The 21,912-nt window shown below is 68.2% G+C and carries 22 protein-coding genes; 14 read left to right on the top strand and 8 right to left on the bottom strand.

Annotated features, from left to right (window positions below):
- The first annotated feature begins 185 nt into the window (after positions 1–185).
- The gene (locus tag CS1GBM4_RS17260) at positions 186–1,007 is read left to right on the top strand and encodes a cell envelope integrity EipB family protein (RefSeq protein ID WP_186419972.1); all 822 of its coding nucleotides are present in this window, start codon (positions 186–188) and stop codon (positions 1,005–1,007) included.
- Between the two features lie 88 nt (positions 1,008–1,095).
- Here CS1GBM4_RS17260 and CS1GBM4_RS17255 read toward each other — a convergent pair whose 3' ends face one another.
- The gene (locus CS1GBM4_RS17255) at positions 1,096–2,430 is read right to left on the bottom strand and encodes a DNA polymerase IV (protein WP_280177731.1); all 1,335 of its coding nucleotides are present in this window, start codon (positions 2,428–2,430) and stop codon (positions 1,096–1,098) included.
- Positions 2,427–2,717, bottom strand: coding sequence for a DUF3572 domain-containing protein (locus CS1GBM4_RS17250; protein ID WP_186419971.1), 291 nt, complete (start codon positions 2,715–2,717; stop codon positions 2,427–2,429). The genes CS1GBM4_RS17255 and CS1GBM4_RS17250 overlap by 4 nt, the downstream gene beginning before the upstream one ends.
- A 138-nt stretch (positions 2,718–2,855) precedes the next feature.
- On the opposite strand from CS1GBM4_RS17250, the gene CS1GBM4_RS17245 reads away from it, so the two are divergent.
- Positions 2,856–3,227, top strand: a complete 372-nt coding sequence (locus CS1GBM4_RS17245; RefSeq protein WP_186419970.1) for a response regulator — start codon at positions 2,856–2,858, stop codon at positions 3,225–3,227.
- A gap of 16 nt (positions 3,228–3,243) precedes the next feature.
- Entirely contained in the window at positions 3,244–4,620 is a 1,377-nt protein-coding gene (locus CS1GBM4_RS17240) for a PleD family two-component system response regulator (RefSeq protein ID WP_186419969.1), read from the top strand.
- A gap of 306 nt (positions 4,621–4,926) precedes the next feature.
- On the opposite strand, the gene CS1GBM4_RS17235 is transcribed toward CS1GBM4_RS17240, so the two are convergent.
- Complete coding sequence (locus CS1GBM4_RS17235; RefSeq protein WP_186419968.1) at positions 4,927–5,130, bottom strand: hypothetical protein; 204 nt, start codon at positions 5,128–5,130, stop codon at positions 4,927–4,929.
- Positions 5,131–5,406: 276 nt separating this feature from the next.
- Here CS1GBM4_RS17235 and CS1GBM4_RS24660 point away from each other — a divergent pair, with 276 nt between their 5' ends.
- The gene (locus CS1GBM4_RS24660) at positions 5,407–5,733 is read left to right on the top strand and encodes a hypothetical protein (protein WP_244607281.1); all 327 of its coding nucleotides are present in this window, start codon (positions 5,407–5,409) and stop codon (positions 5,731–5,733) included.
- 80 nt (positions 5,734–5,813) lie between these two features.
- Here CS1GBM4_RS24660 and rpmG read toward each other — a convergent pair whose 3' ends face one another.
- From rpmG to rnr, 4 genes are all read right to left on the bottom strand, one after another.
- The gene (rpmG, locus tag CS1GBM4_RS17225; RefSeq protein ID WP_186419967.1) at positions 5,814–5,981 is read right to left on the bottom strand and encodes a 50S ribosomal protein L33; all 168 of its coding nucleotides are present in this window, start codon (positions 5,979–5,981) and stop codon (positions 5,814–5,816) included.
- Between the two features lie 156 nt (positions 5,982–6,137).
- Positions 6,138–6,872 carry an NUDIX hydrolase gene (locus CS1GBM4_RS17220; RefSeq protein ID WP_186419966.1) on the bottom strand — a complete coding sequence of 245 codons (735 nt, stop codon included), beginning with the start codon at positions 6,870–6,872 and terminating at the stop codon, positions 6,138–6,140.
- Positions 6,869–7,312: a DUF983 domain-containing protein gene (locus CS1GBM4_RS17215; protein ID WP_186419965.1), complete on the bottom strand. Its 444-nt coding sequence runs from the start codon at positions 7,310–7,312 to the stop codon at positions 6,869–6,871. The genes CS1GBM4_RS17220 and CS1GBM4_RS17215 overlap by 4 nt, the downstream gene beginning before the upstream one ends.
- A gap of 143 nt (positions 7,313–7,455) precedes the next feature.
- Positions 7,456–9,807: a ribonuclease R gene (gene rnr, locus CS1GBM4_RS17210; protein ID WP_186419964.1), complete on the bottom strand. Its 2,352-nt coding sequence runs from the start codon at positions 9,805–9,807 to the stop codon at positions 7,456–7,458.
- 658 nt (positions 9,808–10,465) lie between these two features.
- Here rnr and urtA point away from each other — a divergent pair.
- From urtA to urtE, 5 genes are all read left to right on the top strand, one after another.
- The gene (gene urtA / locus CS1GBM4_RS17205; protein WP_186419991.1) at positions 10,466–11,722 is read left to right on the top strand and encodes an urea ABC transporter substrate-binding protein; all 1,257 of its coding nucleotides are present in this window, start codon (positions 10,466–10,468) and stop codon (positions 11,720–11,722) included.
- Positions 11,723–11,865: 143 nt separating this feature from the next.
- Positions 11,866–13,464, top strand: a complete 1,599-nt coding sequence (gene urtB / locus CS1GBM4_RS17200) for an urea ABC transporter permease subunit UrtB (RefSeq protein ID WP_186419963.1) — start codon at positions 11,866–11,868, stop codon at positions 13,462–13,464.
- Entirely contained in the window at positions 13,461–14,600 is a 1,140-nt protein-coding gene (urtC, locus tag CS1GBM4_RS17195) for an urea ABC transporter permease subunit UrtC (protein WP_186419962.1), read from the top strand. The genes urtB and urtC overlap by 4 nt, the downstream gene beginning before the upstream one ends.
- Positions 14,601–14,604: 4 nt before the next feature.
- A complete protein-coding gene (gene urtD, locus CS1GBM4_RS17190) occupies positions 14,605–15,369 on the top strand; it encodes an urea ABC transporter ATP-binding protein UrtD (protein ID WP_186419961.1) in 765 nt (254 codons plus the stop codon).
- Between the two features lie 151 nt (positions 15,370–15,520).
- Positions 15,521–16,216 (top strand): urea ABC transporter ATP-binding subunit UrtE, encoded by a 696-nt coding sequence (gene urtE, locus CS1GBM4_RS17185; protein WP_186419960.1) that lies wholly within the window; start codon positions 15,521–15,523, stop codon positions 16,214–16,216.
- 173 nt (positions 16,217–16,389) lie between these two features.
- Here the strand turns inward: urtE and CS1GBM4_RS17180 are convergent, their stop codons facing one another.
- Positions 16,390–16,854: an Lrp/AsnC family transcriptional regulator gene (locus CS1GBM4_RS17180; RefSeq protein ID WP_186419959.1), complete on the bottom strand. Its 465-nt coding sequence runs from the start codon at positions 16,852–16,854 to the stop codon at positions 16,390–16,392.
- 156 nt (positions 16,855–17,010) lie between these two features.
- On the opposite strand from CS1GBM4_RS17180, the gene CS1GBM4_RS17175 reads away from it, so the two are divergent.
- The 5 genes from CS1GBM4_RS17175 to CS1GBM4_RS17155 all read left to right on the top strand — a co-directional run bounded on the left by CS1GBM4_RS17175 (position 17,011) and on the right by CS1GBM4_RS17155 (position 21,912).
- Entirely contained in the window at positions 17,011–18,021 is a 1,011-nt protein-coding gene (locus CS1GBM4_RS17175; protein ID WP_186419958.1) for a 1-aminocyclopropane-1-carboxylate deaminase, read from the top strand.
- 17 nt (positions 18,022–18,038) lie between these two features.
- Entirely contained in the window at positions 18,039–18,317 is a 279-nt protein-coding gene (locus CS1GBM4_RS17170) for a hypothetical protein (protein ID WP_186419957.1), read from the top strand.
- A gap of 304 nt (positions 18,318–18,621) precedes the next feature.
- Positions 18,622–19,608 carry a phosphogluconate dehydrogenase (NAD(+)-dependent, decarboxylating) gene (gene gnd / locus CS1GBM4_RS17165; RefSeq protein ID WP_186419956.1) on the top strand — a complete coding sequence of 329 codons (987 nt, stop codon included), beginning with the start codon at positions 18,622–18,624 and terminating at the stop codon, positions 19,606–19,608.
- Between the two features lie 5 nt (positions 19,609–19,613).
- Entirely contained in the window at positions 19,614–20,141 is a 528-nt protein-coding gene (locus tag CS1GBM4_RS17160; RefSeq protein WP_244607280.1) for a gluconokinase, read from the top strand.
- 241 nt (positions 20,142–20,382) lie between these two features.
- Positions 20,383–21,912 carry an altronate dehydratase family protein gene (locus tag CS1GBM4_RS17155; protein WP_186419955.1) on the top strand — a complete coding sequence of 510 codons (1,530 nt, stop codon included), beginning with the start codon at positions 20,383–20,385 and terminating at the stop codon, positions 21,910–21,912.

Genomic DNA, 21,912 nt, shown 5'->3' with positions numbered 1-21,912 from the left:
GAGCCTTTCATCGCCGATGGCAGGGCGGGTCGCAAGCGCGGCGCGGCGTGGCCGATGCGCCTGCCGAGCAGGGCGGGTCAGGCGGCACGCCCGCGCGCCCCGCCTTGTTTGCGCCATTGCCGCGATGCACCTAGATTCGCGGGGCTGCAGGGCGGCCCAATCGGAAGCGCGAATCGAGGACCGGCATGAAGAGGTATCGCGGCGGGATCGCAGGCCTGGCGATCATGGCAGCCACCGGCGCCTGGGCGCAAAGCCCGGCGGAGCGGGTCGTGCTGGTGCCGCACCGGGCCGTCTATGACCTCGTGCTCGACGACGGCAAGCCGTCACGCGACATCACCACGGCGCGCGGCCGCATCGCCTTCGACTTCTCGGGCGATGCCTGCGACGGCTACGCGCTCTCCTTCCGGCAGGTGACCGAGCTCACCAGCGACGGCGGCCCGCGGGTGATCGACGCCCGCACCACGAGCTTCGAGGAGGGGGACGCCAGGAGCTATCGCTTCAAGACCGAAAGCTCGACCGCCGGCTCGCCGCCCGATATCGTCGACGGCACCGCCAAGAAGGCCGAGGCCGGCTACGAGGTGCAGCTGCGCGCGCCGAAGCCCGAGACGCATCGCGAGACCGGCATGGCGATGTTCCCGAACGAGCAGATGAAGGCGGTGATCAAGGCGGCGCGGGCCGGGCAGAGCACCCTCAACGTCCGCCTCTATGACGGCGCCAATTCCGGCAAGGAGGTCTACGACACGCTCTCGGTGATCGGCCGCAAGATCACGACGCAGCCGGCCGAGGCGCCGTTGCGCAAACCGGAATTCGAGAAGCTCGCCCGCTGGCCGGTGACGATCTCCTATTTCAAGGTCGGCTCGGGCGAGAGCACACCGGCCTACACGGTCTCCTTCGAGCTCTACGAGAACGGCGTCACCGGCGCGATCCGGCTCGATTACGGCTCGTTCGCGCTGCGCGGCACGCTCACCCGTCTGGATCTGCTTCCCGCGGGCGATTGCGCGAAATAAAGCATTGCGCGAAAAAGTGGACACCGGTTTTTCGCGTAAGCAATGCTTTAAACTTTAAGAGTCGATCACGATTTTCGCATTTTGACGATTACGTCAAAATGCGACGTGATCTTGAGCGCCGGTTGTCGCGCAGCGACAGCCCCTTCTCGATCGCGGCGTCGCCGAACCTGGCGCGGACCTTGTCGAGGGCGGTCTCCATCGCCTTCAGCTTCGGGGTCTGGAGGTCGGCGAGGTCGCCGCGATCGGCCTCGGCCGGATCGGAGAAATCGCTCATGCCGATGCCGATCAGCCGGTAGCGCGGTCCGGTGCATTCGCGCCGGAGCAGGTCGCGCCCGGCCGAGAAGAGCCGGGCGGCGAGCTGGCTCGGCTCGGACAGGCGCGCGGCGCGCGTGATGATGTGGAAATCGTGGGTCTTGAGCTTGAGGGTGACGGTGCGCCCGGCCAGCTCCTGCGCCTTCAGGCGCCGCGAGGTCTTCTCGCACAGGCGCCAGAGGATCGGTTCCAGCTCCTCGAAGCGGGCGAGGTCGACATCGAGCGTCGTCTCGGACGAGACCGTCTTGGCCTCGTGCCCGATCGTCACCTCGCGCGGGTCGATGCCGAGCGCGAGGTTCTTCAGGCGCGGCCCGTCCTTGCCGACCAGCCGGTACAGCGTCGCGATCTCGGCCTTGGCGAGGTCGCCGATGCTGCGGAAGCCGGCCTGTGCGAGCTTCGCCGCCCCGGCCTGGCCGATACCGGGGATCATGCCGACGGGCTGCGGGGCGAGGAAGGCGACGGCCTCGGCCTTGCCGATGATCGAGAAGCCGCGCGGCTTGTCGAGGTCGGAGGCGACCTTGGCGAGGAACTTGGCGTAGGACAGCCCGACCGAGATGGTGATGCCGACCTCGTCTTCGATCCGGCGCTGGAAGCGGGCGAGGGTCAGCGCCGGGCTGGCGTGATGGAGCCGCTCGGTGCCGCCGAGGTCGAGAAAGGCCTCGTCGATCGAGATCGGCTCGACCAGTGGCGTCAGCTCCTGCATCAGCCGGCGGACCTGGCGGCCTATGGCGACGTATTTCGCCATGTCCGGCTTGATCACCACCGCCTCCGGGCAGGCCTTCAGCGCCTTGAACATCGGCATGGCCGAGCGCACGCCCGACATGCGGGCGATGTAGCAGCAGGTCGAGACCACGCCGCGCTTGCCGCCGCCGATGATCACCGGCTTGTCGAGCAGCGACGGGTCGTCCCGCTTCTCGATCGCCGCGTAGAAGGCGTCGCAGTCGATATGGGCGAGGTGGAGGCTGTCGCGCTCGTCATGGCGCAGCAGCCGCGGCGAGCCGCAGGCGGGGCAGCGACGAAGGCCGGCCGGCGCATGCGCCTCGTCATGGTCGCGCAGGCAGTCGCGGCAGAGCGCCCGTTGGGAGATCGCCGGGCCGGCCGGGACGCTCACGGCTCGAAGGCTTCGGGCGGGCCGGCCAGAATCTCGCGCGCCTGCACGACCATGTCCGGATTCAGGCCCAGATTTCCGGCAAATTCGAGCAGCAACGATTCGCTGGCGCAGAGATGGTCGAGCACGCCGAGCAGGAAGCCGGGCTCCTGCGCCGCGCCGCGCAGAGTGGCTGGACCGAGGCCGGTGGCAGCCAGAAACGGTTCCAGGCGTTCCGGTTCCGAGGCCAGGAAGGCGAGCGCCCTGAGCGCCAGCGTTTCGGCTTCCTCACTGGTGATCGGGTGCGGCATGGCTATCTATGACCGGTGAGTCTGGTTTCGGGTTTGCGTTTCGTCAACGGCTCGCGTGCTAGACCTAGCACTGAACACGGCCGCCGGCCTCGGGAATCCGCCTCGTCGGATCTCCGGCCGGGCGGCGTTGGGGGACAGATGGCAAAGACGGTTCTGATCGTCGAGGACAATGAGCTCAACATGAAGCTCTTCAACGACCTGTTGGAGGCGCATGGCTACGCGACGCTCAAGACCGCCGACGGCATCGAGGCGATCGAATTGGCCCGCACGCACCGGCCCGACCTGATCCTGATGGACATCCAGCTGCCCGAGGTATCGGGGCTGGAGGTGACGAAGTGGATCAAGGAGGACGACGCGCTGAAGGCGATCCCGGTGATCGCGGTCACCGCCTTCGCGATGAAGGGCGACGAGGAGCGAATCCGGGAAGGCGGCTGCGAGGCCTATATCTCGAAGCCGATCTCGGTCGGCAAGTTCCTCGACACGGTCCGCGCCTATGTCGGCGCCGCCTGAGAGGACACGCTGAACCATGTCCGCACGGGTCCTGGTCGTCGACGACATCGCCGCCAATGTGAAGCTGCTGGAGGCCAAGCTCAGCGCCGAATATTTCGACGTCGTCACCGCGACGAACGGAATCGAGGCGCTGGCGATCTGCGAACGCGGCGAGGCCGACATCGTCCTGCTCGACGTGATGATGCCCGGCATGAACGGCTTCGAGGTCTGCCGGCGGCTGAAGAACAGCGCCGGCACCGCCCATATCCCGGTCGTGATGGTGACCGCGCTCGACCAGCCCAGCGACCGGCTGAAGGGGCTCGACGCCGGGGCCGACGACTTCCTGACCAAGCCGATCGACGACACCGCGCTGTTCGCGCGCGTGCGCAGCCTGGTCAGGCTCAAATCGGTCACCGACGAATTGCGTCAGCGGGCGCTGGCCTCGCGCCATCTCGGCATCGCCGATCCGCTGGCCGCCGCCGCCGCCGAGACCGGACTGAACGGCCGCGTCCTGCTGATCGAGGACCGGCCCCTGATCGCCCAGCGCCTGAGCCAGGCGCTCTCGGCCTTCCATTCGATCGAAACCGAGCCCGATGCGCAGACGGCGCTGGCCCGCGCGGCCGAGGGCGATTTCGAGATCGTGCTGGTGAGCCTCGATCTGCAGAACTATGACGGCCTGCGGCTCTGCAGCCAGCTGCGCTCGCTCGAGCGGACCCGCAATCTTTCGGTGCTGATGCTCGGCGAGGCCGAGGACCGCGCCCGCGTGCTGCGCGGGCTCGAGATCGGCGCGCACGACTTCCTGGTCCGGCCGATCGACCGCAACGAATTGCTGGCGCGCGCCCGGACGCTGGTCCGCCGCAAGCGCTTCACCGAGCGGCTGCGCGACAGCGTGCAGTCCTCGATGGAAATGGCGGTGATGGATCAGCTCACCGGGCTGCACAACCGCCGCTATCTCGACAGCCGCCTGTCCGTCCTGTTCGACGAGTCGGCGCTGCGGGCGCGGCCGCTCTCGCTGCTGGTGCTCGACGTCGACCGCTTCAAGGCGGTCAACGACAGCTGGGGGCACGATGCCGGGGACGAGGTGCTGCGCGAATTCGCCGACCGGGTGCGCACCTGCACGCGCGGCATCGACCTGGTGGCGCGCATGGGCGGCGAGGAGATCGTCGTGGTCCTGCCCGACACCGCGCTCGACGCGGCGCGTGCGGTGGCGGAGCGGATCCGGCAGCGTGTCGAGGACGAGCCCTTCCAGATCCAGCGTGGCGAGCGGAGCATCGCCGTGACGGTGTCGATCGGCGTCGCCAGCCGGCGCGCCGGCGATCTCGGCCCGGTCGAGATGATGAAGCGGGCGGACGAGGCGGTCTATCTGGCGAAGGCCGGCGGGCGCAACCGCGTCATCGTCGCCCACGCGGCGTGAGAAGCCCGCCGGACCCGAGGACGGCGCCGCTGCTTGGCCAGTAAGGTTTCCAAGTAGGGTTAAGCATCGATGAATATTGGTGAATCAATCGTATTCGATTGATTCGGGAGGGCTTCGACGTAGGGTGGGTCCCAAGAGAACGGCTGCACAGGCAGCCGTCCGGAACGCCCTTCGGAAACCCAGGTTCCGCCGCATCTCCTGGGTCGCCGCTGGGCTCGGCCGGCCGATGGCGGGATCCTGGCCTCCTCAGCCCCGTCGTCGGCCGGCCACCTCGTCTTCGGCGAGGCCGGCCGCGGCGGTTTGCGATCAGCGCAGACGGCGGCCGATCAGCTCCGGCACCCAGTAGCCGAGGACGCCGAAGCCGGCGAGCAGCAGCAGAAGCAGCAGAGCCGCACGGAGCCGGTACATCCAGCGCCGCGACTCGTCGACCTCGACGATCAGGCGCAGGAAACCGCGCACCAGCCCGCCGGAGCGCGGGCGCGGTTCGACCGGATCGGGACCGTTGCTCACCGAAGGGCTCCTGCGGATCGGGCGGCGGGCCGCATCGCGCCGGCACCGTAAGAGATCGCGGCAGCCAAGGCCAGAGCCGCCGCGTGGAACCGGAGAGCGGCGGCGGCGTTGACCTCGTCGGGCGTCCAAAGCGGCAATACTGGCCAAACTTTGGGCGCTCAGGCGACGTAAGGCCCCATTAACCATCGTCGTCTCATGCTAATCTGACGACGATTCGCATGCCCTGCCATTCGGCTGCGAAGATGCTGGCCTGACATCCTCACCCAGGAGCGACCCATGCGTCTCATCGCATCGGCGCTCTGCCTCGCGCTGCTGCCGTGGGGCGGAGGGCCTGTCCACGCGCATAGCTGGTATCCTTACGATTGCTGCAGCGACCGCGACTGCTGGCCGATGGGCCTCGACGCCGATGCCCGCGAGCCCGACCCGCGCATCGTCCCGGGCGGTTATCTCACCCATGACGGGCATTTCGTGGCGGAGCGGGATACGCGCGTCTCGATGGACGGGCGCTTCCACGTCTGCCGCAGCGGCGGGATGCTGACGGGCACCGTGATCGCCCCGTCGCAGAAGCCGTTCTGCCTGTTCGTGCCGAAGCCGTCGTTCTGATCGGGCGGCGGCGGCGCACATGAAAAAGCCGCCGGAAACCGGCGGCCCCTCACATCGATCAAGCGGCCGGGCGAGAACCCTTACTTGATCTTGGTTTCCTTGAACTCGACGTGCTTGCGCGCGACCGGGTCGTACTTCTTCTTCGACATCTTCTCGGTCATCGTGCGCGAGTTCTTCTTGGTCACGTAGAAGTACCCGGTGTCCGCCGTCGAGACGAGCTTGATCTTGATGGTCACGGCCTTGGCCATGGCGGAGCCCTCGAACAGAACGGGCCGCCTTCGGCCCTCGCAAAAACAAAACGGCCGGGGCGACCCCGGCAATCCGATGGGCGGGGAATGCCGTATCGGGACGGGCAAGTCAAGGATTATCGGGCGCGGCTCCGGTTTTTCCCGCGCCCGGGGCGCTCAGAGCAGCTCCCGCACGAAGCTGCCGCGCTTCTCCCAATAGAACGGCACCGGCAGATGCTGGCCGAAACCGGCCTTCAGCCGCTCCTCGACCTCGGCGATGATCACCTTGGTGATGGTCGGCAGGTCGAGCTCGCGCGCCTCGTCGAAGGTGACCGAGACCAGGTCGACCAGCTCCGAATCGGGCCCGACGATGCCCTCGACCTTGCCGGCGACGGCGCGCGCGTCGACGGTGAAGAAGCGGGTGTCGAAGCGCTTCGGCCGCCGCGGCGGGGTGATGGCCCGGGCGACGAAGGTGACGGCGCCGAGGTCGGGGAAGACGCCGCGCGTCGCGAAATCGGCCCAGACGCCCTCGGGCGGATTTTCGGGCGCGCCGTAATCGGCGCTGCCGAAGATCAGGCCGGTCTCCTCGAAGGTCTCGCGGATGGCGGCGAGCGCCAGGGCACGGCCGCGCTGGACGCTCGGGCGGACGCAGCGGGCGAGCAGGCGCTGCTCGCAGGGGCCGGCGAGGGCGCCCGTCGCGGCCATGCGCCGGTCGCCCGGCTCGATGCGGCCGCCCGGGAAGACGTATTTGCCCGGCATGAACTTGTGGCCGGGATGGCGCTTGCCCATCAACACCCTGGGCTTCTTCCCCGAATGGTCGAGGATCAGCATGGTGGCGGCGTCGCGTGGGCGCTGGTTGAAGGCGGTGCGGACCCGCTCCGCCTGGGTCAGGGTGACGGTATGATCGCTCATCGGCCGCCCACCGGCTTCATCGCGGGCTGCATCCCGGGCTTGGGCATGGCGCCGCCGAAACCGTGCATGCGCAGGGCCCATTGCAGGCCGATCACCGCGCCCTTGGCCGGCTGCATCAGCCCGAGGCTGAGCCCGATGGTCAGCGGCAGCCAGACCCAGAAATGCTGGGCGATCGACCAGTCGCCGTATTTCTCGGCGAGCACGATGCCGCCGACGACGACATGGCCGACGATGGTGATCACGATATAGGGCGGCAGGTCGTCGGCGCGCTGATGGTGCAGGGTCTCGCCGCAGGCCGCGCAGGAATCGACCGGCTTCAGGAAGCCGCGGAACAGCCGGCCCTTGCCGCAATGCGGGCAACGGCCGAGGAGCCCGCGGCGCATCGCCTGGCGCCAGTCGCGCGCCTGGACCGGCTTGGGTTCATGACAATGAATGGACATGGGGAATCTTCGCTGTGCGGGGCCCAGAGCCGAACGACGTCGGATCGAAGCGGGGCGCTTCCATCCGATGTCTGAATCCGCCCCTCGCCAAGAGAGAGCAGGCTTCATGCGAAAAACCGGTTTCCACGTTTCCGCAGCCTGCTCTAACGCTTGCGGCCCGATCGTGCGGGCAGGGGCCGGCCCTTCTTTCGCCCGATAGGTAAAGGAGGCCGTGACCTTTTGCCAGAGCGGTCGGATGTCGCGGGCCTGCCTTCCGTGAGCAATTCGAATCGGAGCGCGCCGGCGACCGGCGCCGCCTCGACCAGGCGGACATGGACGCGGTCGCCGAGGCGCCAGCTCTCGCCAGTGCGGTCGCCGACCAGCGCATGGCTGCGCTCGTCATGCCGGTAGTAGTCGGCGCCCAGCGTCGAGGCCGGGATGAAGCCGTCGGCGCCGGTGTCGTCGAGCTTGACGAAGAGGCCGGCGCGATTGAGCCCGGCGATGCGCCCGTCGAAGCTGGCGCCGATCCGGTCGGCGAGGAAATGCGCGATCAGCCGGTCGGTGGTCTCGCGCTCGGCCGCCATGGCGCGCCGTTCCGCCGCCGAGATCCGCGTCGCGATCTCGCGCAGCTCGCCGAGCGCGACCGATTTCGGCAGGCCGTCCTCGCCGAGCCCCAGCGCCGCGACCAGGGCGCGATGCACGACCAGATCGGCATAGCGGCGGATCGGCGAGGTGAAATGGGCGTAGCGGCGCAGGTTCAGGCCGAAATGCCCGTAATTCTCGGCGACGTATTCGGCCTGCGCCTGGGTCCGCAGCACCACCTCGTTGATCAGGAGCTCGTTCTCCGAGCCCTTGAGCATGGCGAGGATGCGGTTGAACAGCACGGGCCTGAGCGCGCCGTCCTTCGGCAGCTTGATGCCGATCGAGGCCAGCACCTCGCCGAGCGCCCGCATCTTCTCGAGCGAGGGCTCGTCATGGCAGCGATAGATCAGATGGCTCTTCGCCCGCTCCAGCGTCTCCGCGGCGGCGACGTTGGCGAGGATCATGAACTCCTCGATCAGCCTGTGGGCGGCGAGGCGCTCGGGCACGATCACGCGGGTGACCTTGCCGTCGGCGTCGAGGATCAGCTTGCGTTCGGGCAGGTCGAGATCGAGCGGCTGGCGGGCGTCGCGGGCGCGGGCGGCCGAGCCGTAGGCGGCCCAGAGCGGCATCAGGATGGCGTCGCGGATCGGGCCGGCGACGTCGTCCGGCCTGCCGTCGATCGCCGCCTGCGCCTGCTGGTAGGACAGCTTCGCCGCCGAGCGCATCATGATGCGGTGGAAGGAATGGCTCTTCTTGGTGCCGTCGGCCTTGAGGACGAGGCGGACGGCCAGGGCCGGCCGGTCCTCGGCCTGGCGCAGCGAGCAGAGATCGTTCGATATCCGCTCCGGCAGCATCGGCACGACCCGGTCGGGAAAATAGACCGCGTTGCCGCGCTCCAGCGCCTCGCGGTCGAGCGACGAGCCGGGGCGGACATAGGAGGCGACGTCGGCGATGGCGACGGTGACGACATGGCCGCCGCGATTGTCGGGATCCTCGTCCGGCGCGGCATGGACGGCGTCGTCATGGTCCTTGGCGTCGGCCGGATCGATGGTGATCAGCGGCAAGGCGCGCCAGTCCTCGCGGCCGGCGAGGGTGGCGGCGCCGGCCGCCTCCGCTTCGGCGAGCGTCGCCGGCTGGAACTCGCTGGGGATGCCGTGGGCGTGGATCGCGATCAGCGAGACGGCGCGCTCGGATTTCAGCGAGCCGAGGCGCTCGCGGACCCGCGCCTGCGGCGGGCCGAAACGGCTCTCGCGGGCGAAGGAGACCGAGACGAGATCGCCGTCCTGCGCCCCGCCGGTCTGGCTCTTCGGCACCAGCGCCTCGCGCCCCTGCGCCTTCTTGTCGACCGGCACGAGTCGGCCGGAGCCGTCGGGGAGGGCACGGAAGATGCCGAGCACCTGGGCCTTCGCCTTGCCCATCACCTTGAGGACGCGGCCGGACCATTGATAGCCTTCGACGCCGCGCAGCTTCGTCAGCTTGAGCAAGACCTGGTCGCCGATGCCGGGCGCGGCGGCGGCCGCGGTCTTCGGCTTACGGCGGAACTCGCGCTGGCGCTCGATCAGGATTTTCGGCGTCTCGCCCTGGTCGGCCTCGTTCCATTCGGGCGGGACCGCGACGAGATCGCCCTCGCGGTCGCGCGACTTGACCTCGCAGAGCAGCACTGCGGGGAGGGCGGCATGCGGCTTGACCGGGCTCGATCCGCCGTTCTCCGCCAGTTCGAGCTCGCGCAGCAGGCGCTTGAGCCAGATCTTGCCGCCGGCATCGAGCCGGAAGGCCTTGGCGATGTCGCGCCGGCCGGGCTCGCGGCCGGCCGCGCGCTCCTCCTCGATGAAGGCGAGGACGGCGTCGCGGGTGGCGTCGGAGTCGGGACGGGACAAGGGCTCGGGCCTCGTCAGCGGCGGCTGGGCGCAAGGGACATGGAGGGTTTCTGCCATGCCGCGGCCGGGGGCGCCAGAACGGCCTGTGCAGAACTGCTACCCGCAGGCGGGGCCGACACGGAGGCGCGGCCGCCGCGCCGCCTCCGAAACGGAGAAGGGCCGCCCTTGCGGGCAGCCCTTCCATTGCCGAACCGCAGCCCCGGTAACAGGGCTAGGCGTCACGGAAACTCACGCGCAACCGAACCCCTCATGGGACGAGTCCAGGCCATGCAGCACCCGCGACAGCGGTTGATGACAATGAGACACTGGATCACCTCCTTTCAGTTGTTACCGACGAGAGAAGGCTAGGGTGATTCCAAGCGCGGCGTAAACGGCAAAGATTCGGCGGCCCACAACTCCTGCCGCTGCAATGAGATCAGGCAGTAAGAGGCGGCGCGGATCGTTTGCCTCATTTGTAGGCGGCCGATCTGCCCATTATCTGATCATGCCGACCCTGCAAGCATGATCCTTGCGCGAGATGCGCCGCGTTCCGCAGGAAATCGCCTCGCGCGGCGCCTCGAACCCGGCTTGTTGCGCCGTCGCGGCGGCGGAGCGCCGGGTTGGCACGTGGCTTGCGATCATGACAGCCAGCCGAAAAGGCCGCCGGCGCCCGGCAAGGGCGCGGTCAACAGGGACCTCAGGGGACATCGCAGTGAAACTCACTCGTCGCGCGGTCATGGGCGCCGCTTTCGCCGGCGCCACGCTTCTTTCCACGCTGCCGCCGGCGGCGGCGCAAGAGACGATCAAGGTCGGCATCCTGCATTCGCTGTCGGGCACGATGGCGATCTCGGAGACGACGTTGAAGGACGTCATGCTCATGCTCATCGAGGAGCAGAACAAGAAGGGCGGCGTGCTCGGCAAGAAGCTCGAGGCCGTCGTGGTCGACCCGGCCTCGAACTGGCCGCTCTTCGCCGAGAAGGCGCGCGAGCTGATCGTCAAGGACAAGGTCGCGGCCGTGTTCGGCTGCTGGACCTCGGTGTCGCGCAAATCGGTGCTCCCGGTGTTCAAGGAGCTGAACTCGATCCTGTTCTATCCGGTCCAGTACGAGGGCGAGGAGAGCGAGCGCAACGTCTTCTACACCGGCGCCGCCCCGAACCAGCAGGCGATCCCGGCGGTCGACTACCTCGCCAAGGAGGAGAAGGTGCAGCGCTGGGTGCTCGCCGGCACCGATTATGTCTACCCGCGCACGACCAACAAGATCCTGGAGGCCTATCTTCTCGCCAAGGGCGTGAAGAAGGAGGACATCCTGATCAACTACACGCCCTTCGGCCATTCCGACTGGCAGACCATCGTCTCCGACATCAAGAAGTTCGGCTCGGCCGGCAAGAAGACCGCCGTGGTCTCGACGATCAACGGCGACGCCAACGTGCCGTTCTACAAGGAACTCGGCAACCAGGGCATCAAGGCGACCGACATCCCCGTCGTCGCCTTCTCGGTCGGCGAGGAGGAGCTGGCCGGCATCGACACCAAGCCGCTGGTCGGCCATCTCGCCGCCTGGAACTACTTCCAGTCGGTCAAGACGCCGGCGAACGACGCCTTCATCAAGCAGTGGAAGGCCTTCAAGAAGTCGGACAAGGCGGTGACCAACGACCCGATGGAAGCCCATGTCATCGGCTTCAACATGTGGGTCAAGGCGGTCGAGAAGGCCAAGAGCACCGATCCGGACAAGGTGATCGACGCGCTGCCCGGCATCGAGGCACCGAACCTGACCGGCGGCGTCTCGAAGATGCTGCCGAACCACCACATCACCAAGCCGGTCTTCATCGGCGAGATCAAGGCCGACGGCCAGTTCGACGTGGTCTCCAAGACCGATCTCGTGCCCGGCGACGCCTGGTCGAAGGAGCTCGACGGCTCCAAGGACCTGATCGGCGACTGGGTCGAGAAGAAGTGCGGCAACTTCAACGTCAAGACCGGCAAGTGCGGCGGCGCCTGAGCTAAGAGGGGGGAGGGCGGCACGGACGATCAACGCCCGGCCGCCCTTCGAATCTTGCCGTCGCCCATAGGCGAACGATCCCATGCCTCACCGGGACGCCTGAGCCATCCACGACGCCTGAGCATCCACACAGAAACGAGCTGATGCGCTTTTTCTCCTTCTTGCGCCTGCTGGCCATCGTCGTGGCTCTGCTGGCCGCGCCGGCCGCAGCGCTCGCGCAGAGCGCCGACGATGCCTTCGCGCGCTTCAGCGCCGACAGCTTCTCGGACACGGCGCGCGCCATCGACATCCTCGTCCAGGGCGCGCATCCGAACGCGGGCGTCATCATCGAGGCGCTGGCCGATGGGCGGCTGCTCGCCGGCGGCGGCACGGTCGCGGTGAAGACGAAGGAGGGCGGTTTCCTCGACGCCAGAACCGGGCAGGCGCTCGCAGCTGCGCCGACCGGGCTCAGCCCGGTCAGGCTCAACAACAATGTGCGGCGGGCGGTCCAGGGCGCGCTCGGCAGCCTCGGGCTGATCAATCCCGATCCCGGCAAGCGGGTCGCGGCAGCCGAGGCGGTGTTCCGGGCCCGCGACGTCTCGGTGCTGCCGGTGCTCGAAGCCGCCATCGCCAAGGAAAGCAACGACCGGGCACGCCGGGCGCTGCGCGAGGCGCAGGCCGCGATCCTGATCGCCAAGACCGACGCGCCGCCCTTCGACCGGATCGCCGCCGTCGACGTGCTGCGCGAGCGCGGCGACCAGGACGCGCTGGCGACGCTGCGGGCGCTGCCGGGCGATGCCTCGCCGGGGCTCAGGGACGCGCAGGCGCGCGCCATCTCCGACATCGAGGGCAAGCTCGCGCTGTGGCGGGCCGGGCAGAACCTCTGGTACGGGCTCTCGCTCGGTTCGGTGCTGCTGCTCGCGGCGATCGGCCTCGCCATCACCTTCGGCGTGATGGGCGTGATCAACATGGCCCATGGCGAGATGGTGATGCTCGGCGCCTACACCACCTTCATGGTGCAGGAGCTGATCCGGGCGCATGCGCCCGGCCTGTTCGACTGGTCGCTGGCGATCGCGATCCCGGCCGCCTTCCTGGTCGCCGGCGCGGTCGGCATCGCGATCGAGCGCGGCGTCATCCGCTTCCTCTATGGCCGGCCGCTCGAGACGCTGCTCGCGACCTGGGGCATCAGCCTGATCCTGCAGCAGGCGGTGCGCACCGCCTTCGGCCCGACCAATCGCGAGGTCGGCGCGCCCGCCTTCATGTCCGGCGCCTTCGAGCTCGGCGGGCTCGCGATCACCTGGAACCGGCTCTGGATCATCGTCTTCGCCGGGCTGGTCTTCGCGGCCCTGCTGGCGATCCTGAAGCTGACGCCGATGGGGCTGCAGATGCGCGCCGTGACCCAGAACCGGCGCATGGCCTCGGCGATGGGCATCCGCACCGGCCGGATCGATGCGCTGACCTTCGGGCTCGGCTCGGGCGTGGCGGGTCTCGCCGGCGTCGCGCTCTCGCAGATCGACAATGTCAGCCCCAATCTCGGGCAGAGCTACATCATCGACAGTTTCATGGTCGTGGTCTTCGGCGGCGTCGGCAATCTCTGGGGCACGCTGATCAGCGCGATGAGCCTCGGCGTCGCCAACAAGCTATTGGAGCCCTACGCAGGGGCCGTGCTCGGCAAGATCGCGCTGCTGGTCTTCATCATCCTGTTCATCCAGAAGCGCCCGCGCGGCCTGTTCGCGCTGAAGGGCAGGGCGGTGGAAGCATGATCGGCCGCTTCCTCTTCTCGACCATGGACAAGCGGGGCCATGTCTTCCTCGCCCTCGTCGCGGCGATCGGCCTCGCGGTGCCGCTGGCGAACCTGCTGGTGCCGGCCGGCTCGCCCTTCCATGTCTCGACCGCCACCATGTCGCTCTGGGGCAAATATCTCTGCTACGCGCTGCTGGCGATCTCGCTCGACCTGGTCTGGGGCTATTGCGGCATCCTCTCGCTCGGCCATGGCGCCTTCTTCGCGCTCGGCGGCTATGCGATGGGCATGTATCTGATGCGTCAGATCGGCTCGCGCGGCGTCTACGGCAACCCGATCCTGCCCGATTTCATGGTCTTCCTGAACTGGCAGGAGCTGCCCTGGTACTGGTGGGGCTTCTCGTCCTTCCCCTTCGCCATGCTGATGGTGCTGCTGGTCCCCGGCCTGCTCGCCTTCGTCTTCGGCTGGTTCGCCTTCCGCAGCCGCGTCACCGGCGTCTATCTCTCGATCATCACCCAGGCGCTGACCTATGCGCTGCTGCTCGCCTTCTTCCGCAACGACATGGGCTTCGGCGGCAATAACGGCCTGACCGACTTCAAGGACATCATCGGCTTCAACGTGCAGGCGCAGGGCACGCGCGCGGCGCTGTTCGCGACGACCTGCACGATGCTCGCCGCCGGCTTCCTGATCGCGCGCGGCATCGTCGGCTCCAAGCTCGGCAAGGTGGTGATCGCGATCCGCGACGCCGAATCGCGCACGCGCTTCCTCGGCTACCGGGTCGACCGCTTCAAGCTCTTCGTCTTCACCGTCTCGGCCTGCATGGCCGGCGTCGCCGGGGCGCTCTACGTGCCGCAGGTCGGCATCATCAACCCCAGCGAATTCGCCCCGGCCAACTCGATCGAGACGGTGATCTGGGTCGCGGTCGGCGGGCGCGGCACGCTGGTCGGCGCGGCGCTCGGCGCCGTCGTCGTCAACTGGGCCAAGACCATGTTCACCTCGGGCCTGATGGCGCCGTACTGGCTGTTCGCGCTCGGCGCGCTGTTCGTCCTCGTCACCCTGTTCATGCCGAAGGGCATTCTCGGCACCGTCCAGGGCTGGTGGGAGAAGCGTCGCAAGCCCGAGGCGGTGCCGGCGGCAGAGCCGGCGCCGGCGGAGTGATGCCATGAACGCTCCCGTACCCGGCGCACTGACGTCCTCGCTGCTCTATCTCGATGGCGTCAGCGTCTCCTTCGACGGCTTCAAGGCCATACGCGGACTATCCCTGACCATAGAACCGGGAGAGATGCGCGCGATCATCGGCCCGAACGGCGCCGGCAAGACGACGATGATGGACATCATCACCGGCAAGACCCGGCCGGACGAGGGCACGGTGATGTTCGCCGGCTCGGTCGACCTGACCCGGCTCGACGAGGCGGCGATCGCCAATCTCGGCATCGGCCGCAAGTTCCAGAAGCCGACCGTGTTCGACTTCCACAGCATCGAGGACAACATCCTGCTGGCGCTGAAATCGAAGCGCAGCGTGTTGAAGACGCTGTTCTGGCAGACGCAAGCCGCCCAGCAGAAGCGGATCGACGAGATTCTCGGCATCATCAAGCTCGCCGACAAGCGCGACAGGCTCGCCGGCTCGCTCTCGCACGGCCAGAAGCAATGGCTCGAGATCGGCATGCTGCTGGCGCAGGATCCCAGGCTGCTGCTCGTCGACGAACCGGCCGCCGGCATGACCGATGGCGAGACGGCGCAGACCGCGGCGCTGCTCAAGGCGATCGCCAGGGATCATTCCGTGATTGTGGTCGAGCACGACATGGGCTTCATCCGCGAGCTCGGCGTGAAGGTCACGGTGCTGCACGAGGGCGCGGTGCTGGCCGAAGGCCCGCTCGACCAGGTCAGCGCCAATGAGCGCGTCGTCGAAGTCTATCTGGGGCGGTGAGCGGAATGCCCTTCACGGAACCACTCACCGTCATAGCGAGCGCAGCGAAGCAATCCAGGGGCGGTCGCGCTCTGCGCCCCCCTGGATTGTTTCGTCGTCACGCTCCTCGCAATGACGGATTGGTGGCCGCGGCGCCCGGAGACATCGCACCATGCTGACCGTCGACGCCATCGACCTGCATTACGGCGCCGCCCAGGCGCTGCGCCGAGTCTCGGTCAGCGCCGAGATCGGCAAGGTCACCTGCGTGATGGGCCGCAACGGCGTCGGCAAGACCTCGCTGATGCGCGCCATCGTCGGCCACCAGCCGATCTCGGGCGGGCATATCCGCCTCGACGGCGAGGACATCTCGACGCTGCGCAGCGAGGACCGGGCCCGCGCCGGCATCGCCTATGTGCCGCAGGGCCGCGAGATCTTCCCGCTGCTGACGGTCAAGGAGAATCTCGAGACCGGCTTCGCCCCCTTGCCCCGCAAGGAGCGCTTCATCCCGAACGAGCTGTTCGACCTCTTCCCCGTGCTGAAATCCATGCTGGGCCGGCGCGGCGGAGACCTCTCGGGTGGCCAGCAGCAGCAGCTCGCGATCGCGCGGGCGCTGGTCACCCGACCCAGGCTGCTGGTGCTGGACGAGCCGACCGAGGGCATCCAGCCCTCGATCATCAAGGATATCGGCCGCGCCATCGACTATCTGCGCGGCAAGGGCGGCATGGCGATCGTGCTGGTCGAGCAGTATTTCGACTTCGCCCGCGACCTCGCCGACACGATGTTCGTGATGGACCGCGGCGAGGTCGTGCTGTCCGGGCCGATGGCGGAGCTCGACGGGGCGCAGGTGCAGCGGCTGATTCAGGTGTGAGGGCAAGGCGGCTTCTCCCTTCTCCCCTTGCGGGAGAAGGTGGCCCGAAGGGCCGGATGAGGGGTCGCACAGGTCTGGAAGCTTTTATGAGTCCCACGCCGCGTTATCGATCAGCGTCGCGAGACCCCTCACCCTAACCCTCTCCCGCAAGGGGAGAGGGGAGGGGGCCCGTCTCAAAACTCCAGCGGCGCGTTGTCGATGACCTCCTTCATGACGAAGAAGGTGCGGGTCTGGCGCACGCCGGGGAGCGCGAGCAGCGTCTTCGCATGCAGCCTGTTGAAATCGGCGAGGTCGCGCACGCGGATCTTCAGGACATAGTCGAAATCGCCGGCGACGACGTGGCAGTCGAGCACCACGGGCAGCTGCTTCACCGCCTCCTCGAAGGCGCCGAAGCTTTCGGGCGTCGAGCGGTCGAGCACCACGCCGACGATGGCGAGCGTGCCCATCTCGACCTTGTGCGGGTCGACCAGCGCGCGCACGCCGGTGACGTAGCCCTCGGCGAACAGGCGCTGGATGCGGCGATGGCAGGTGGCGGCGCTGGTGTTCACGCGTTTGGCGATCTCGGCATTGCCCATGCGCCCGTCGGCCTGCAGCAGCCGCAGGATTCGGAGGTCGGTCCGGTCGAGTTCAGGCTCCATGAACGATTCTTCCGTCTTGGCGGCATTCGATGTCGGCAGAAGTGGGCTGTTTGCAGCTTTCGCGAAATCGGAGCGAAAATCAAAGGCGAAGTTCGGGAGCACCTTTCACGAGCGTTTTGCTAGCGTTTTGGGGCCATTCCACGAGGGAAACCCGCCATGCTCGCGAAGTTCGAACGCTATCCCCTGACCTTCGGCCCGTCGCCGATCGAGAAGCTGTCGCGGCTCTCGGCTCATCTCGGCGGCGGCGTCGAGCTCTATGCCAAGCGCGAGGACTGCAATTCCGGCCTCGCCTTCGGCGGCAACAAGCTGCGCAAGCTCGAATACATCGTGCCGGACGCGATCGCCTCGGGCGCCGACACGCTGGTCTCGATCGGCGGCGTGCAGTCGAACCACACCCGCATGGTCGCGGCGACCGCCGCCAAGATCGGCATGAAGTGCCGCCTCGTGCAGGAGAGCTGGGTGCCGCATGAGGACGCGGTCTACGACCGGGTCGGCAACATCCTGATGTCGCGGGTGATGGGCGCCCATGTCGAGCTGGTCGACGAGGGCTTCGACATCGGCATCCGGGCGAGCTGGGAGCGGGCGCTGGAGGATGTGAAGGCCAAGGGCGGCAAGCCCTATGCGATCCCGGCCGGCGCCTCCGTGCACAAGTTCGGCGGGCTCGGCTATGTCGGCTTCGCCGAGGAGGTGAGGGCGCAGGAGGAAGAACTCGGCTTCAAGTTCGACTACATCGTCGTCTGCACCGTCACCGGCTCGACCCATGCCGGCATGGTCGTCGGCTTCGCCAGGGACGGCCGCCAGCGCAAGGTCATCGGCATCGACGCTTCGGCGACGCCGGCGCAGACGAAGGCGCAGGTGCTCGAGATCGCCCGGAAGACCTCCGATCTCGTCGGCGGCAAGGAGATCGTCGCCGACGACATCGTGCTGAACGAGGACTACGCCTATCCGGTCTATGGCGTGCCGTCGAAGGAGACGATCGCGGCGATCCGCCTGTCGGCCCGGATGGAGGGGATGATGACCGACCCCGTCTATGAGGGGAAATCGATGCAGGGCATGATCGATCTGGTGAGGAAGGGCTTCTTCCCGGCCGGCTCGAAGGTGCTCTACGCCCATCTCGGCGGCGTGCCGGCGATCAACGGCTACAGCTACACCTTCCGCAACGGCTGAGCGCCATGGAGGCGCTCGTGCTCTGTGAGATCGCGGCGGGGCGCGAGGATCTGCGCGCGGCCCTGCTGGCGCGGATCGGCCGGCTCGGCCTCGGCGGGCGGGCGAAGCTGAGCTTCGTTGCCCGCGATCGGGGGCCGGCAGGCGGCATCGTCCTGGCGGTCGGCTTCCCCGGAGCGGCGGCGGCGGAGCGCTTCGTCGCCGACGCCGCGGGCGACGGGCTCGCCCCGACCGCCGTCAGGCTGCTCGCGCTCGACGCCACCTGGCAGGCCGAGCCGCTGCCGCTGATGTTCCCGTGATCTGACTTCGCCGCGCTGTCGCTCGAAGGCGGGCGCGCTCCCTTCCTCCCGCTTGCCGTGGGAAGGGTTAGGGGATGGGCGGCGGGAAAGCAGCGCTCGGTCTTTTGCGGTTCGGCGCCGAGCTGCGCTGCCCCCCACCCCAGCCCTCCCCATCGCAAGCAGGGGGAGGGAGAGCGCCCTCGGCAATGGCGGGTCATGCTTCAGGCAATCGGCCGCGCCGAACCGGCGCGGCTTGCCCGCCGGGGCTCGGCGGGGCATGTAGCGTCGCCAAAGCCGGCTTCCCGCCGGCGCTGGAGCGTTCGCGATGCAGCTTGGAGTGGTCGGCCTCGGCCGGATGGGAGCCAATATCGTCCGGCGGCTGCACCGCGCCGGCCATCAATGCGTGGTCTATGACCGCGACCCGAAGCCGGGCGAGGCGCTGGCACAGGACGGCGCCGTCAATGCCGGCGACCTCAGGGAGATGGTCGAAAAGCTTCAGGCGCCGCGCGCGATCTGGATCATGCTGCCGGCCGGCGCGATCACCGAGACGACGCTCGCCGAGCTCGCCGGCATGCTGGCGCCGGGCGACACGCTGATCGATGGCGGCAACGCCTTCTGGAAGGACGATGTCCGGCGCGGGCGCGAGCTCGCCGCCCGCGGCCTGCACTATCTCGACATCGGCACCTCCGGCGGCGTGCACGGGCTGGAGCGCGGCTACTGCCTGATGATCGGCGGCGACAAGGGCGTGTTCGACCGGCTGGAGCCGATCTTCCAGGCGCTGGCGCCGGGCAAGGGCGGGATCGAGCCGACCAGGCATCGCGAGGGCCGTAACCCGACGGCCGAGCAGGGCTATCTGCATTGCGGCCCGGCCGGCGCCGGCCATTTCGTCAAGATGATCCATAACGGCATCGAATACGGGATGATGCAGGCCTTCGCCGAGGGCTTCGACCTCCTGCGCAACGCCTCGGCGAGGGAGGGCCTGCCGGAGGAATACGGCTTCGACTTCGACGTCGCCGAGATCGCCGAGGTCTGGCGGCGCGGCTCGGTCGTGACCTCCTGGCTGCTCGACCTCACCGCCGAGGCGCTGGCGGCGGACGAGGAACTGTCCGCCTATTCCGGCCATGTCTCGGATTCGGGCGAGGGGCGCTGGACGGTGCAGGCCGCGATCGAGACCGCGACGCCGGCCGAGGTGCTGACCTCCTCGCTCTACACGCGCTTCCGCTCGCGCAAGGACCACACCTTCGCCGAGAAGATCCTCTCCGCCATGCGCGCCGGCTTCGGCGGCCATGTCGAGCCGAAGAAGCAGGGCTGACGCGGATGGTTGTCGCTAGGGATGCCGGTCCGCCGGCTGTGGTCGTCGTGATGGGCGTGGCGAGCTCGGGCAAGACCTCGCTCGGCGAGCGGCTGGCCGAGCGGCTCGGCTGGCCCTTCCGGGACGCCGATACGTTCCATCCGCCGGCCAACGTCGCGAAGATGTCGGCAGGCATCCCGCTGACCGACGAGGACCGCAAGCCCTGGCTCGCGGCGATCGCGGCCTGGATCGACGGATTGCGTGCAAGCGGCGGCAACGGCATCGTCACCTGCTCGGCGCTGAAGAAAGCGTATCGCGACGTGATCGTCGGCGGCCGGCCCGATGTCGCGCTGGTCTATCTCAGGGGCTCGCGGGAACTGATCGGCCAGCGCATGGCGGCGCGCCAGCACCATTTCATGCCGCCTTCGCTGCTCGACAGCCAGTTCGCGACGCTGGAGGAGCCGGGCGCAGACGAGAAGCCGCTGGTCGTCCAGGTCGAGGCGAGCAAGGAGGCGATCGTCGAGCAGGTGGTGCGGAAGCTGCGGCTGGGGTGAGGGCACTACCGTCATGCTCGCCCCCTGGTGGCGAGCATCCACGTCCTGGACACCGCTCTCGAAGGACGAAGACGTGGCTGGTCGGGACAAGCCCGACCATGACGGAATCCGGGCCTTGCCAACCGTCGGAACCGTCCGGCGCGCGCTGCAAGCCCGCTGCTACCTTCAAACGATTGAAAAAAGGCCGCAATCGGCGCATGGGATAGGGATGGCGGAGGAGCCGCCGATCCAAGGTAACATCATGCTCGACAAAGCCGTTCCGCCGCGCACCCTGAAGCTCAACGCCGCCGACAATGTCGCCGTCGCCGTCGATCCGATCGATGTCGGCGTGACGGCCGCCGGCGTCGAGGCGCAAAAGCGCATCCCGCGCGGCCACAAGATCGCGCTGGTGCCGATCGCCAAGGACGAGCCGATCCGTAAGTTCGGCCAGATCATCGGCTTCGCCACGCTCGACATCCCGCCGGGCGAATGGGTGCACGAGCACAATACCGGCTTCCACGCCTTCGAGCGCGACTATGCCTACGCCGCCGAGGCGAAGCCGGAGTTCGTGCTGCCGGTCGAGCAGCAGGCGATCTTCCAGGGCTTCCGCCGCAAGGACGGCCGCGCCGGCACGCGCAACTATGTCGGCATCCTGACCTCGGTGAACTGCTCGGCCTCGGCCGCGCGCTTCATGGCCGAGGAGGTCAGGCGCTCCGGCATCCTCGCCGACTATCCCAATGTCGACGGGGTGATCGCGCTGACCCACGGCACCGGCTGCGGCATCGACTACAATGGCGAGAGCTTCGAGGTGCTGAAGCGCACCACCTGGGGCTATGCCTGCAACCCAAACATGGCGGCGGTGCTGGTCGTCGGCCTCGGCTGCGAGGGCTTCCAGATCAAGCGGATGAAGGAAGCCTATGGCGTCGAGGAGAGCGACGTCTTCCGCACCATGACGATCCAGGAGACCGGCGGCACCAGGAAGACCGTCGCCGCCGGCGTCGAGGCGCTGAAGGCGATGCTGCCGATCGCCAACCGGGCGGTGCGCGAGAGCGTGCCGGCTTCCGAACTGGTGCTGGCGCTGCAATGCGGCGGTTCCGACGGCTATTCCGGCATCACCGCCAACCCGGCGCTCGGCGCCGCGGCCGACATCCTGGTCGAGCATGGCGGCACCGCCATCCTCTCCGAGACGCCGGAGATCTACGGCGCCGAGCACCTGCTGACGCGGCGCGCCGCCACCCGCGAGGTCGGCGAGAAGCTCGTCGGCATCATCAAATGGTGGGAGGACTATACCGAGCGCGCCCGGATGAGCATGAACAACAATCCCTCGCCGGGGAACAAGGCGGGGGGCTTGACCACCATCCTGGAGAAATCGCTCGGCGCGGCGGCCAAGGGCGGCACCAAGACGCTCTCGGCAGTCTACCATTACGCCGAGCCGGTGCGGGCGAAGGGCTTCGTCTACATGGACACGCCCGGCTACGATCCCGTCGCGGCGACCGGCCAGGTCGCGGGCGGCGCGAACATCCTCGCCTTCACCACCGGGCGCGGCTCGGCCTATGGCTGCAAGCCGACGCCGTCGGTGAAGCTCGCCACCAACACGCCGATCTACGAGAAGATGATCGACGACATGGACATCAACTGCGGCGACGTGCTCGACGGCGTGACCCTCGAGCAGAAGGGCCGCGAGATCTTCGAGACGCTGCTGAAGGTCGCCTCGGGCGAGCGTTCGAAATCCGAGCAGCTCGGCTATGGCGATGCCGAGTTCGTGCCCTGGCAGATCGGCGCGACGATGTGA

The organism is Allobosea sp. CS1GBMeth4 (assembly GCF_900185715.1).
Classification (GTDB): Bacteria; Pseudomonadota; Alphaproteobacteria; order Rhizobiales; family Beijerinckiaceae; genus Allobosea.
The sequence above is the reverse complement of the archived record's forward strand: the minus strand, read 5'-3'. Positions and strand labels throughout refer to the sequence as shown.

Coding starts and splice junctions, on each gene's coding strand:
- CS1GBM4_RS17260 (WP_186419972.1), top strand. CDS start 186: ATGAAGAGGTATCGCGGCGGGATCGCAGGCCTGGCGATCATGGCAGCC.
- CS1GBM4_RS17250 (WP_186419971.1), bottom strand. CDS start 2,717: ATGCCGCACCCGATCACCAGTGAGGAAGCCGAAACGCTGGCGCTCAGG.
- CS1GBM4_RS17245 (WP_186419970.1), top strand. CDS start 2,856: ATGGCAAAGACGGTTCTGATCGTCGAGGACAATGAGCTCAACATGAAG.
- CS1GBM4_RS17240 (WP_186419969.1), top strand. CDS start 3,244: ATGTCCGCACGGGTCCTGGTCGTCGACGACATCGCCGCCAATGTGAAG.
- CS1GBM4_RS24660 (WP_244607281.1), top strand. CDS start 5,407: ATGCGTCTCATCGCATCGGCGCTCTGCCTCGCGCTGCTGCCGTGGGGC.
- rpmG (WP_186419967.1), bottom strand. CDS start 5,981: ATGGCCAAGGCCGTGACCATCAAGATCAAGCTCGTCTCGACGGCGGAC.
- CS1GBM4_RS17220 (WP_186419966.1), bottom strand. CDS start 6,872: ATGAGCGATCATACCGTCACCCTGACCCAGGCGGAGCGGGTCCGCACC.
- CS1GBM4_RS17215 (WP_186419965.1), bottom strand. CDS start 7,312: ATGTCCATTCATTGTCATGAACCCAAGCCGGTCCAGGCGCGCGACTGG.
- rnr (WP_186419964.1), bottom strand. CDS start 9,807: ATGGCAGAAACCCTCCATGTCCCTTGCGCCCAGCCGCCGCTGACGAGG.
- urtA (WP_186419991.1), top strand. CDS start 10,466: ATGGGCGCCGCTTTCGCCGGCGCCACGCTTCTTTCCACGCTGCCGCCG.
- urtB (WP_186419963.1), top strand. CDS start 11,866: ATGCGCTTTTTCTCCTTCTTGCGCCTGCTGGCCATCGTCGTGGCTCTG.
- urtC (WP_186419962.1), top strand. CDS start 13,461: ATGATCGGCCGCTTCCTCTTCTCGACCATGGACAAGCGGGGCCATGTC.
- urtD (WP_186419961.1), top strand. CDS start 14,605: ATGAACGCTCCCGTACCCGGCGCACTGACGTCCTCGCTGCTCTATCTC.
- urtE (WP_186419960.1), top strand. CDS start 15,521: ATGCTGACCGTCGACGCCATCGACCTGCATTACGGCGCCGCCCAGGCG.
- CS1GBM4_RS17180 (WP_186419959.1), bottom strand. CDS start 16,854: ATGGAGCCTGAACTCGACCGGACCGACCTCCGAATCCTGCGGCTGCTG.
- CS1GBM4_RS17175 (WP_186419958.1), top strand. CDS start 17,011: ATGCTCGCGAAGTTCGAACGCTATCCCCTGACCTTCGGCCCGTCGCCG.
- gnd (WP_186419956.1), top strand. CDS start 18,622: ATGCAGCTTGGAGTGGTCGGCCTCGGCCGGATGGGAGCCAATATCGTC.
- CS1GBM4_RS17160 (WP_244607280.1), top strand. CDS start 19,614: ATGGTTGTCGCTAGGGATGCCGGTCCGCCGGCTGTGGTCGTCGTGATG.
- CS1GBM4_RS17155 (WP_186419955.1), top strand. CDS start 20,383: ATGCTCGACAAAGCCGTTCCGCCGCGCACCCTGAAGCTCAACGCCGCC.